This is a genomic window from Acidiphilium sp. JA12-A1 (assembly GCF_000724705.2).
Taxonomy (GTDB): Bacteria; Pseudomonadota; Alphaproteobacteria; order Acetobacterales; family Acetobacteraceae; genus Acidiphilium; species Acidiphilium multivorum.
Window position 1 is genome coordinate 1 of the sequence record NZ_JFHO01000049.1, and the last position, 11,469, is coordinate 11,469.

General features: G+C 71.1%; 14 protein-coding genes and 1 pseudogene. 12 read left to right on the forward strand and 3 right to left on the reverse strand.

What is annotated here, in order from left to right; translation table 11 throughout:
- Positions 1-195, forward strand: a pseudogene (locus tag RT91_RS09870) (exodeoxyribonuclease VII large subunit); the annotation flags it as partial.
- A gap of 12 nt (positions 196-207) precedes the next feature.
- Here RT91_RS09870 and RT91_RS09875 read toward each other — a convergent pair.
- Together RT91_RS09875 and RT91_RS09880 are read right to left on the reverse strand one after the other, a co-directional pair.
- On the reverse strand, positions 208-912 hold the full coding sequence (locus tag RT91_RS09875; RefSeq protein WP_013639952.1) for an anti-sigma factor domain-containing protein: 705 nt from the start codon (positions 910-912) through the stop codon (positions 208-210).
- Positions 909-1,457, reverse strand: a complete 549-nt coding sequence (locus tag RT91_RS09880; RefSeq protein ID WP_231295389.1) for an RNA polymerase sigma factor — start codon at positions 1,455-1,457, stop codon at positions 909-911. The genes RT91_RS09875 and RT91_RS09880 overlap by 4 nt, the downstream gene beginning before the upstream one ends.
- Positions 1,458-1,951: 494 nt before the next feature.
- Between RT91_RS09880 and RT91_RS09885 the strand changes: the two genes are divergently transcribed.
- The 11 genes from RT91_RS09885 (at position 1,952) to RT91_RS22530 (ending at position 10,900) form a co-directional block, all read left to right on the forward strand.
- Positions 1,952-2,404 (forward strand): Fur family transcriptional regulator, encoded by a 453-nt coding sequence (locus tag RT91_RS09885; protein WP_007423937.1) that lies wholly within the window; start codon positions 1,952-1,954, stop codon positions 2,402-2,404.
- Positions 2,401-3,213, forward strand: coding sequence for a GNAT family N-acetyltransferase (locus RT91_RS09890; RefSeq protein ID WP_007423938.1), 813 nt, complete (start codon positions 2,401-2,403; stop codon positions 3,211-3,213). The genes RT91_RS09885 and RT91_RS09890 overlap by 4 nt, the downstream gene beginning before the upstream one ends.
- 60 nt (positions 3,214-3,273) lie before the next feature.
- Positions 3,274-3,783: an SspB family protein gene (locus RT91_RS09895; RefSeq protein ID WP_007423939.1), complete on the forward strand. Its 510-nt coding sequence runs from the start codon at positions 3,274-3,276 to the stop codon at positions 3,781-3,783.
- A gap of 15 nt (positions 3,784-3,798) precedes the next feature.
- Positions 3,799-5,445, forward strand: a complete 1,647-nt coding sequence (locus tag RT91_RS09900; protein WP_007423940.1) for a fumarate hydratase — start codon at positions 3,799-3,801, stop codon at positions 5,443-5,445.
- A gap of 7 nt (positions 5,446-5,452) precedes the next feature.
- A complete protein-coding gene (locus RT91_RS09905; RefSeq protein WP_007423941.1) occupies positions 5,453-5,848 on the forward strand; it encodes a VOC family protein in 396 nt (131 codons plus the stop codon).
- Positions 5,845-6,882, forward strand: coding sequence for a tRNA preQ1(34) S-adenosylmethionine ribosyltransferase-isomerase QueA (gene queA, locus RT91_RS09910; protein WP_035187078.1), 1,038 nt, complete (start codon positions 5,845-5,847; stop codon positions 6,880-6,882). The genes RT91_RS09905 and queA overlap by 4 nt, the downstream gene beginning before the upstream one ends.
- A complete protein-coding gene (gene tgt / locus RT91_RS09915) occupies positions 6,879-8,009 on the forward strand; it encodes a tRNA guanosine(34) transglycosylase Tgt (protein WP_035187080.1) in 1,131 nt (376 codons plus the stop codon). Before queA ends, tgt begins: the two co-directional genes overlap by 4 nt.
- Positions 7,990-8,454: a preQ(1) synthase gene (queF, locus tag RT91_RS09920; RefSeq protein ID WP_007423611.1), complete on the forward strand. Its 465-nt coding sequence runs from the start codon at positions 7,990-7,992 to the stop codon at positions 8,452-8,454. Before tgt ends, queF begins: the two co-directional genes overlap by 20 nt.
- Positions 8,447-9,508 carry a tRNA epoxyqueuosine(34) reductase QueG gene (gene queG, locus RT91_RS09925; RefSeq protein WP_013639956.1) on the forward strand — a complete coding sequence of 354 codons (1,062 nt, stop codon included), beginning with the start codon at positions 8,447-8,449 and terminating at the stop codon, positions 9,506-9,508. The genes queF and queG overlap by 8 nt, the downstream gene beginning before the upstream one ends.
- A gap of 85 nt (positions 9,509-9,593) precedes the next feature.
- Positions 9,594-10,052, forward strand: a complete 459-nt coding sequence (gene mscL, locus RT91_RS09930) for a large-conductance mechanosensitive channel protein MscL (protein ID WP_007423609.1) — start codon at positions 9,594-9,596, stop codon at positions 10,050-10,052.
- 482 nt (positions 10,053-10,534) lie between these two features.
- A complete protein-coding gene (locus RT91_RS22530) occupies positions 10,535-10,900 on the forward strand; it encodes a PEP-CTERM sorting domain-containing protein (RefSeq protein WP_240314257.1) in 366 nt (121 codons plus the stop codon).
- Between the two features lie 139 nt (positions 10,901-11,039).
- Here the strand turns inward: RT91_RS22530 and RT91_RS09940 are convergent.
- Positions 11,040-11,469, reverse strand: a 430-nt coding sequence (locus tag RT91_RS09940) for an LrgB family protein (protein WP_035187081.1), incomplete at its 5' end; no start/stop codon positions are given.

The window sequence follows — 11,469 nt, forward strand, 5'->3', positions numbered from 1 at the left end:
CTCGAAGCCCTGTCCTATCACGCGACACTGGCGCGCGGCTTCGTGATGGTGGCGACCCCGTCCGGCGATCCCGTCACCACGCGGCGCGACGCCGGATCGAAACGCCACCTCGTGCTGCATTTCGGCGACGGCACGCTCGGCGTCCGTCCCGAAGCCGACCGCGCGCCGCCGGCGCAGACCAGCCTCGATCTCTGATCCGGCCGGATATCAGGAGGCTGTCGGCGCCACCGGCAGCAGCGGCCCGGCGAAGACGATCGGCATGTCCGGCTTGCCGGTGGGCGAGCCGCCGGGCGGCTCCACCGTCACCGCGATCAGCGTATGCGCCCGGCGCAGCCGCGCCGGCACGTCGTTCGCCGGCAGCCTTGTCGCCCCCGCCTGCACGAAGCCGATCGGCACCGGCGCCTCGCCCTGGCCGACCGCCCAGAGCTGCCAGACCTTGCCCGCCGGCGGCGCCGCATGCCCCACCGGCGCGATGTTCAGCGCGCCGTTCGTCTTCATCGCCACGGTGAACACCGGGCCCGACTTCGCCGACAGCACCGCGACCATCGCCGGCCCCGGCGCCCCGCGCGGCAGCACGAGCAGCAGCGCCGCCGCCACCGCGCCGGCCAGGGCGATGCCCCGCCAGACGAACAGATTGTCCCAGATCTCCCGCAGCCGGTTGCGCCGCGCCGGCGCGGCCGCGCGCGGGCTCGTCGCGCGCTCGATCGCCGCCCACACCGCCGGCCCCGGCGCCACCGGCGGCACCGCGAGCGCCAGCGGCAGCAGCCGCTCCTCCCACGCCGCCACCTCGGCGGCCAGCGCCGGATCGCGCGCGCACGCGGCCTCGAACTCCCGCCGCTCCGCGCCGCGCAGCAGGCCCAGCACGTAAAGCCCCGCCCGGTCCGGCCCGTCGTCCGCCATCGACCCGCTCATCGCTCAAGACACCTTTTCAGCGCGCCGAGGGCCCGGGAAATCCAGCTCTTCACCGTGCCGAGCGGCGTGTCCGTGCGTTCGGCGATCTCGCTGTGCGAATACCCGTCGACAAACGACAGCACGACCGCGCGCCGCCAGTGTTCCGGCAGTTCGCCGAGGCAGGCGGCCAGCGCCCGCCCGTCCTCCACCGCCACCGGCATCTCCGCCGCGATATCGGGAATCTCGCCGCCATTCGCCGGCTGCCGCCGCTCGCTGTCGATCCGGTCGAGGGCGCGGTAGCGCACGATCCCGATCATCCAGGCCTTCGCCGATCCGCGCGCCCGGTCGAACCTGGCCGCGTTCCGCCACACCTGCAGGAACGCCTCCTGCAAGACCTCCTCGGCCTGCGGCCGGTCGCGCAGCAGCCGCAGCGCCACCCCCATCAGCATCGGCGACATGCGCCGGTAAAGCTCGCGCAGCGCGGCCGCGTCCTGCGCCTGGCAGGCCTCGACCAACCGGCCAAGCTCCTCATCCGCCGCAACCGCCCCACCGGGCGACGACGTCACCGTTCCGTATCCTGCGCCATCGAACATTGCTTATGGCATTACCGCCGCCGAGACAATCTGGATGCAGCCGCCGCGCCCGGCGCGGCGCCGCCGCCATCGGAACACAACTTTCGCGTGCATGATTGCCCTAGAAATGATAACGTGACGCGCAATCCGCAGGGAGACGACGATTCCGCCCCGGCCCCGCCGCTACTGCCTCGAAACATTCTGCGGCGCCCTCGCCCTGGCCGCCGCCCGGGTTCTGCGCGCCCCCCATCCGAAGGCCACGCGGGATGCCGCCGGCTATGTCCCGCATCCCTTCCGCAACGGCGCGCGCTGCGCGACCTGCGCCAATTTCCGCGCCGCCGGCGCCGCCTGCCGGCGCGTGCGCGGCACGGTGGCGCCGGCCGGCTTCTGCAATTTCTACACCCCGCGCCGCCGCCTGTCCTAGCGCCCCCGCCCTCGGGCGCGGATTGGGGTGGACCGCGCCGCCGAGATGGTCCACAAGGCAGCGGATGGAGACCCGCATCGAGCGTCTGTGCGTGGCAAACGGGCTCAGGATGACCGGCCCGCGGCGCGTCATTGCGCGCGTGCTGTCCGAGGTGAACGGCCACCCCGATGTCGACGAACTGCACCGCCTCGCCCACCGCCTCGACCCGCGGATCTCGCTTGCCACCGTCTACCGCACGGTGCGCCTGTTCGAGCAGCACGGCATCCTCGAGCGCCGCAGCCTCGGCAGCCGCCGCGCGCGCTACGAGATGTCGGGCGAGCACGACCATTTTCACCTGGTCGACCAGGACAGCGGCCAGGTGATCGAATTCGACGAGCCGGAGACCGAACTTCTCATGCGCAAGGTGGCCGCCCGCCACGGGTTCGAACTCGTTTCCCTCAAGATCGAGCTGTTCGGCCGCCGCCTCGGCACCGCCGCGCGCGCGCCGGAGCCCGCCGGCGAGGCGGCCGGACCATGACGGCCGAACGCCCGATGGACAGCCTGCTGGCCTTTCCGGAAATCCGGGTCGGCAATCTCGGCGTCCGCCTCGCCGCGACCGCGGCCGAGCTCGACGCCGCCCAGGCCCTGCGCTTCCGCATCTTCTACGACGAGCTCGGCGCCCATCCCGACGCCGCGACCCTCGCCTCCGGCCGCGACCAGGACGCCTTCGATGCGATCGCCGATCATCTCCTCGTGATCGACCACGACATCGCCGACGATGCCCGCGGCGTCGTCGGCACCTACCGCCTGATCCGGCAGGACGCCCTGCCCCAAGGCAGCCATTTCTATTCGGCCGACGAATACGACATCGCGCCGCTCGAACGCTTCTCCAGCCGCCTGCTCGAGCTCGGCCGCTCCTGCGTCGACCAGGCGCACCGCTCCCGCGCCGTCATGCAGCTGCTCTGGCGCGGCATCGCCGCCTATGTGTTCCAGCACGGGATCGAGCTGATGTTCGGCTGCGCCAGCCTGCACGGCACCGATCTCGACGATCTGGCGCCGGCGCTCTCCTACCTGCACGCCCACCACCTCGCCCCGGCGCACATCCGCCCGCGCGCGCTGGAGGCGCGCTATGTCGAGATGTGCCGCCTCGGCGCCGACGAATATGACGCCCGCCAGGTCCTCGCCGAGCTGCCGCCGCTGATCAAGGGCTATCTCCGCCTCGGCGGCTTCGTCGGCGACGGCGCGGTGATCGACTGGCAGTTCAACACGACGGACATAGCCGTCGTCGTGCAGACGGATCTTGTGACCGAAAAATATTACCGCCATTACGAGCGACAGTCCCGCTGACAAGCCGCCGGCGCCGCTGCCGGCCCGCACGCATGACGACTGCAAGGTGAATTCGACGACATGGCCGAAGACGACGACACGCCGATCCCCGAAAGCCTCCTGCCCTACGACGAATGGACCGAGGACGCGCTCCGCCTCGTGGTGCTGCGCGCGCTCGACCATGCGTCGCGCGAGGGCATGCCGGGCGAGCATCACTTCTACATCACCTTCGCCACCGCCCATCCAGGCGTGATCATGCCCGACCGGCTGCGCGCCCAGTATCCGGACGAGATGACCATCGTCCTGCAGCACCAGTACCGCGACCTGTCGGTGGATGCCGAGGCGCAGCGCTTCTCGGTCCGCCTCTCCTTCGGCGGCGTGCCGGCGACGCTCGACATCCCGCTCGACGCCATCACCGCCTTCGCCGACCCGGCGGTGCGCTTCGGCCTGCAATTCGCCGCCCGCGTCCCCGAAGCGCCGGAAGAAGCGCCCGCGGCCGCGCCCGAACCCGCGCCGCCGCCACCGGAGCAGGGCCCCGCCGAGGTCGTCAGCCTCGACGCCTTCCGCCGCCGCCCGCCCGCCAAAGACTGAGCCCGGAGAGCCGCCATGAACGCGATCACCAAGAAGACGCCCGATTTCGCCTTCAGCACCATGTTCCCCCTGGGCCATGACGACACGCCCTGGCGCAGGCTCGATCTCGGCGGCGTCTCCACCATCGAGGCGGCGGGCAGGACGATCCTGCGGATCGCCCCGGAAACCCTCTCCGCCCTCGCCTTCCAGGCGTTCCACGACGTCTCCCACCTGCTGCGCCCCGGCCATCTGCGCCAGCTCCGCGCGATCCTCGACGATCCCGAGGCCTCGGAGAACGACCGCTACGTGGCGATGGAATTCCTCAAGAACGCCAACATCGCCGCCGGCGGCATCCTGCCGATGTGCCAGGACACCGGCACCGCCATCGTGTTCGGCAAGAAGGGCCAGCGCGTCTGGGTCGAGGGCGACGAGGAGGAGGCCTTCTCCCACGGCGTCTACCGCACCTACACCGAGACCAACCTGCGCTACTCGCAGATGGCGCCGCTCTCGATGTACGAGGAGCGGAACACCGGCACCAACCTGCCGGTCCAGTGCGACATCATGGCCGCCCCCGGCGAGGCCCATGCCGAGGAATTCGAGCTGATGTTCGTCGCCAAGGGCGGCGGCTCCGCCAACAAGAGCTTCCTGTATCAGGAAACGCGGGCGATCCTGAATCCGAAGAAACTTCTCGAATTCATTGAAACCAAAGTAAAAACCCTCGGAACGGCCGCCTGCCCGCCCTATCACCTCGCCATCGTCATCGGCGGCACCTCGGCCGAGACCACGATGAAGACGGTCAAGCTCGCCTCCACCCGCTGGCTCGACTCGCTGCCCACCCAGGGCTCGCCCACCGGCCACGCCTTCCGCGACCTCGAGCTTGAGCGGCAGATCCTGGAAATGACCCGCCGGCTCGGCATCGGCGCGCAGTTCGGCGGCAAGTATTTCTGCCACGACGTCCGGGTGGTCCGCCTGCCCCGCCATGGCGCCTCGCTGCCCGTCGGCATCGGCGTCTCCTGCTCGGCGGACCGGCAGATCCGCGCCAAGATCACCAAGGAAGGCGTCTTCCTCGAACAGCTCGAAACCGATCCGGCGAAATACCTGCCCGAGGTCACCGACACCCATCTCGGCGGCGACGTGGTGCAGATCGACCTCAACCGCCCGATGGCGGACATCCTCGCCGAGCTTTCGAAACACCCGGTCAAGACCCGCGTCGCCCTCACCGGCCCGATCGTCGTGGCGCGCGACATCGCCCACGCCAAGCTGAAGGAACGGCTCGACCGCGGCGAGGGTCTGCCCGACTACATCAAGAACCACCCGGTCTACTACGCCGGCCCCGCGAAAACGCCCGAGGGCATGGCCACCGGCAGCTTCGGCCCCACCACCGCCGGGCGGATGGACAGCTATGTCGAAGAGTTCCAGGCCGCCGGCGGCTCGCTGGTGATGCTCGCCAAGGGCAACCGCTCGCGCGCGGTGCGCGACGCCTGCAAGGCGCATGGCGGCTTCTATCTCGGCTCGATCGGCGGCCCCGCCGCGGTGCTCGCCCGCGACAACATCCGCAAGGTCGAGGTGCTGGAATACCCCGAACTCGGCATGGAAGCGGTCTGGCGCATCGAGGTCGAGAACTTCCCCGCCTTCATCGTGGTCGACGACAAGGGCAACGACTTCTTCGCCGACCTCGCCTGAGCCGGCCATGAAGTTCACCGTCGACCGGATCGACCATGTCGTGCTGACCTGCTCCGACGTCGACAGGACCGCCGACTGGTACGAGCGCGTCCTCGGCATGGAGCGCGAGGAATTCGGCGCCGAGCGCCGGATCGCCCTGCGCTTCGGCGCGCAGAAGCTGAACCTGCACCAGGCCGGGCGCGAGTCCGGCCCGCAGGCGGCGAAACCCGCCCCCAGCGCGCTCGACATCTGCTTCGTCACCGCCCTCGGCACCGACTTCGTGGTGAACCACCTCCAGGCCCAGGGGGTGGACATCGTCGAGGGTCCGGCGCCGAAAATCGGCGCGCTCGGCGCCATGCGCTCGGTCTATTGCCGCGATCCGGACGGCAACCTGGTCGAGATTTCGAGCTACCTCGAAGAATGAACCTCGCTGATTTCGACTATCACCTGCCGCCCGAGCGCATCGCGGCCGAACCGGCGCGGCCGCGCCACGCCGCGCGCCTGCTGCATGTCCGCGGCGACGGGCTCGACGACCGCACCATCCTCGACCTGCCCGCCCTGCTCGCCCCCGGCGACCTGCTGGTGGTCAACGACACCCGCGTCATCCCCGCCCAGCTCACCGGGCGGCGCGGCGACGCGCGGATCGGCATCACCCTCGACCGCCCGCTGGCCGACGGCACCTGGCGCGTCCTGCTGCGCAACGCCCGCCGCGCCCGCCCCGGCGAGACCATCGCGATCGATGGCGCCGGCGGCATCGCCGCCGAGGTGATCGACCGCGCGCCCGACGGCTCGGCGACCCTGCGCTTCGACTGCGACGCCGAGACCTTCCGCGCCATGCTCGACCGCGCGGCGAGCCTCGCCCTGCCGCCCTACATCCCCCGCCCCGCCGGCATCTCCGAACAGGACCGGCAGGACTACCAGACCATGTTCGCCGCCGAGGAGGGCGCCGTCGCCGCCCCCACCGCCGGGCTGCATTTCACCGAAACCGTCCTCGCCGCCCTCGCCGCGCGCGGCGTCGGCCTCGCCACCGTCACGCTGCATGTCGGCGCCGGCACCTTCCTGCCGGTGCGCGAGGACCAGCTCGAACGCCACAAGCTCCACGCCGAACGCGGCCTGATCGGCCCGGAGACCGCCGCCCTGGTCAACGCCACCCGCGCGCGCGGCGGGCGCATCGTCGCCGTCGGCACCACCAGCCTGCGCGTGCTGGAGACCGCCGCCGCCGAGGACGGCACCCTCGCCCCCTGGCACGGCGAGACCGAGCTCTTCATCACCCCCGGCTATCGCTTCAGGCTGGTCGACCGGCTGATGACCAATTTCCACCTGCCGAAATCCACCCTGCTGATGCTGGTCGCCGCCTTCGCCGGGCTGGAGCGCATGCGCGCCGCCTATGCCCACGCCATAGCACGGGGCTACCGGTTCTATTCCTACGGCGACGCCTCGCTGCTGGAGCGCGCATGACCGGCTTCGCCTTCCACAATCTCGGGCAGGACGGCGCCGCCCGCCGCGGCCGCCTGGTCACCGCCCACGGCACCGCCGAAACCCCCGCCTTCATGGCGGTCGGCACCGCCGGCACGGTGAAGGCGATGACGGCGGACGCCGTCCGCGCCACCGGCACCGAGATCGTCCTCGGCAACACCTATCACCTGATGCTCCGCCCCGGCGCCGAGCGCGTCCGCGCCCTTGGCGGGCTGCACCGGATGATGGACTGGCCCGGCATCATCCTCACCGATTCCGGCGGCTTCCAGGTCATGTCGCTGGCCAAGCTCCGCAAGATCGACGAGGTCGGCGTCACCTTCCGCTCGCATCTCGACGGCTCCGCTCACCACCTCACCCCCGAATCCTCGACCGCGATCCAGAACGCGCTCGACGCGACCATCACCATGGCCTTCGACGAGTGCACGCCCTTCCCCGCCACGCACGAGGAGGCCGCCGCCTCGATGCGCCTGTCGATGCGCTGGGCGGAACGCTCCCGCGCGGCCTTCGAACCGCGCCCCGGCTATGGCCAGTTCGGCATCGTCCAGGGCAGCGTCTTCGCCGATCTCCGCGCCGAATCCGCCGCCGCCCTCACCGGCCTCGGCTTCGAGGGCTACGCGATCGGCGGCCTCGCGGTCGGCGAGGGCCAGCAGGCGATGTTCGACACGCTGGACGTCACCACCCCCCTGCTGCCCACCGACCGCCCGCGCTACCTCATGGGCGTCGGCACGCCGGACGACCTGCTCGGCAGCATCGCCCGCGGCGTCGACATGTTCGACTGCGTGATGCCCACCCGCGCCGGCCGCACCGGCCGCGCCTTCACCTCGCGCGGCATCCTCAACCTGCGCAACGCCCGCTTCGCCGCCGAGGACCGCCCGCTCGACCCGGCCTGTCCCTGCCTCGCCTGCGCGCGCCACAGCCGCGCCTACCTGCACCATCTCTTCCGCTGCGACGAAATGCTCGGCCCGATGCTGCTGACCACCCACAATCTAAGCTATTACCAGACGGTGATGCGCGGCGCCCGCGAGGCGATCGAGGCCGGACGCTTCGCCGCCTACGCCGCCGCCACCCGCGACGCATGGAGCCAGGGCGATGACCGACACACGCTATGACGCGCTGCAACAGCTCGGCCGCGAGAGCCGCATGCCGGACTCGCCCGAGGCCGCGGTGCTCGAACGCGTCGCCGCCCCGTCCCGGGGGAAGAACTACGTGGTGCGCTTCACCTGCCCCGAATTCACCTCGCTCTGCCCGATCACCGGCCAGCCCGATTTCGCCCATGTCGTGATCGACTACATCCCCGATTCGTGGATCGTGGAGAGCAAGTCGCTCAAGCTCTATCTCGGCAGCTTCCGCAACCACGGCGCCTTTCACGAGGCCTGCACGCTGATGATCGCCGAGCGCCTGGTCGACCTGCTCGCCCCGCGCTGGCTGCGCATCGGCGCCTACTGGTATCCGCGCGGCGGCATCCCGATCGACGTGTTCTGGCAGACCGGCGCCCCGCCCGAGGGCGCCTACCTGCCCGACCAGGGCGTGCCGCCCTATCGCGGCCGTGGCTGAGGCGGATCTCCGCGCCGCCATCGCCGCCCGCGCCGCCGCTCTCGGCTTCGATGCGATCGGCATCGCCCGCGCCCGCCTGCCCGAGAGCGTCCGCGACAATCTCCGCGCCCATCTCGCCGCCGGCCATCACGGCACGATGGGCTGGATGGAGGATCGCGCCGCCCAGCGGGCCGACCCCGCTTCGCTCTGGCCGGAGGCGGTCAGCGTCATCTCCCTCGGCCTGTCCTACGCCCCCGATGGCGACCCGCTCGCGACCCTCTCCCGCCCCGATCGCGGCAACATCTCCGTCTATGCCCGCAACCGCGACTATCACGACATCATCAAGGGCCGGCTGAAGCACCTCGCCCAGTTCATCGCCGCGCGCGGCGAAGGAGTGAAGGTCTTCGTCGACACCGCGCCGGTGATGGAAAAGCCGCTGGCCGCCGCCGCCGGGCTCGGCTGGCAGGGCAAGCACACCAACCTCGTCTCCCGCCGCCACGGCTCGTGGCTCCTGCTCGGCGAGATCATGACGACGCTGGCCCTGCCGCCCGATCCGCCGCACCCCGACCGCTGCGGCACCTGCACCGCCTGCCAGGCCGCCTGCCCGACCGATGCCTTCCCCGCCCCCTACCGGCTCGATGCCAGGCGCTGCATTTCCTACCTCACCATCGAGCACAAGGGCCCGATCCCGGAGGAGTTCCGCCCCGCCATCGGCAACCGCATCTATGGCTGCGACGACTGTCTCGCCGCCTGCCCCTGGAACAAGTTCGCCGCCGCCGGGCGGGAGCAGAAACTCGCCGCGCGCGACGACCTCCTCGCCCCCCGCCTCGCCGATCTCGCCGCCCTCGACGATGCTGGCTTCCGCGCCCTGTTCGCCGGCAGCCCGATCAAGCGCATCGGCCGCGCCCGCCTCGCCCGCAACGTCGCCATCGCCATCGGCAATTCGGCCGATCCCGCACTCGCCCCCGCCGCCGCGCGCCTCGCCGCCGATGACGATCCCGTCGTCGCCGAAGCCGGGCGCTGGGCGGCGCGCCGGCTCGCAATCGGGCTGGCCCCGGCGCGCAAACCCGGCTAGCCTCCGCACACGCCAGCGTGACCGGCCAACGGTCATGCCAGGCCACTCGCCCCAAAACGGGCGTTTTTCACGACGGGAGCATTCGATGTCAGAGTCGTTCAAGCCAAAACGGCCCGCCTGGGTCGATGACTTCAAGGCCTTCCTGATGCGCGGCAACGTGGTCGATCTGGCCGTCGCCGTGGTCATCGGCGCCGCGTTTTCCAATATCGTCAAGAGTTTCGTCGCCGACATCATCAACCCGGTCATCGGCCTGCTGACCGGCGGGGTCGATTTCTCGAACCATTTCATCACGCTCAAGGGCGCGGCCGAACCCACCCTCGCCGCGGCGAAGAAGGCCGGCGCCGTCACGCTGAACTACGGCGCCTTCGTCAACACGCTGTTCAACTTCCTGATCGTCGGCTTCGCGATCTTCTGGATGGTCCGCCTGATCAGCAAGCTGCACAAGGCGCCGGAACCGGCCCCTTCCGCCCCCCCGGCGCCGACGCCGACCGAACTTCTCCTCACCGAAATCCGCGACCTGCTGAAGGATCGCGGCGCGAGCTGATCCGCCCCGCGGGGCCCGAGGCCAACGCCTCCGGCCCTCATGGCGCCGCGCCCCGCCCCTCCAACGCCGGACACGCCGTGGCCTACCTGCGATCCAGCCCATAACTTTCTGATTGCGAGAGATTTTTTGATCAACCGGATCGGCGGGCTTCGACGCGCCGGACCGTGGCGCTGGAGCCGCGGATCAAATTCTTAATGAAATATTGCCAAACAGCAAGAATCGCGATAAGCGATATTTGGGCAGTTTTTATAGTTTTTTTACGGCATTTTGGAATTTCGTGTATGAAAATTTGGAATCGCCTCCAATGCAGATGGGTGCCCTGGCACGGTTCGCGGGCCGCATGGCTGGCACTCCCTCATGCGGTCGTCGGCACCGCCTGCGTCCTGGGAGCGGCATTCACGCTGGCCGGTCACGCGGATCCGCGCCCGCCGCATCCGGTCGGGGCGCCGCCCGTCATCGCCGGTGCCCCGGGTCCGGTCGCCATGCCGATGACACCGGTCGGCGGCGTGAGCAACCCGAGTCCGTATATCGCCCCTCAGGGCGTGACCGATCAGATCCCGAATCCGGGCATTCTCTCCCAACCCATGCCGTCCTTCATACCCGCGGTGGATACCGGCCTGCCGCCCGTCCCCGGGGCCCCCAACCCGCCGCCCGTGAACGGCCATACCGGCGGCGTGCCGAGCCCCGGCCCCGGTCCCGGTCCCACCCCGGTCAACGTGCCCGAGCCGTCTTCCCTTCTCCTGCTCGGCACCGCGATCATCGGATTCCTGGGCGCCCGCTCGGCGCCGGCAATCCGCGGCGGGCTGCGGGGATTGCGTTCAGGCAGAAGGCCGGCCCGGCCCGCGTGACGCTGATCGTCCGGGACGGCATCGCCGCCCGGCCCGAACCAGCAGATCGCCTCCGGCAAGCCCGGCGCGGCCCACCGCCGCCCCGGGCCGCGGCGCTGGCCGCGGGGTCCGGTCCGCCCCGCGATGCCCTCCGCGCCGGTCAGACCACCCCGAGCGCCGCCAGCGCCGGCACGACCAGCGCGGTCGCCACCGCCGTCAGCCCGACGCCGAGCGCCGCGTAGGCGCCCGCCTCCGCATCGCGCGCCACCGCTTCCGCGGCGCCGATCCCGCTGCCCGCCACCCCGGCCGCGAGGCCGAAGGCCCGATGATCCTCGATCCCGAGCCAGCCCAGCAGCGGCCGCGCCGCGATCGCCACGATCACCCCCCCGGCGATCGCGAACACCGCGGCGAGCGCGGGCGCGGCGCCGATCTCCCGCGCCACCGCCATCGCGATCGGCGTCGTCGCCGCCTTCGGCGCCATCGCCAGCCCCAGCGCGCCGCTGCCGCCGCACGCCGCCAGCACCAGCGGCCCGGCGATCGCCGCGGTCAGCGCGCCGGCGGCGAGCGAGACCAGAACCGCCAGGCTGTCC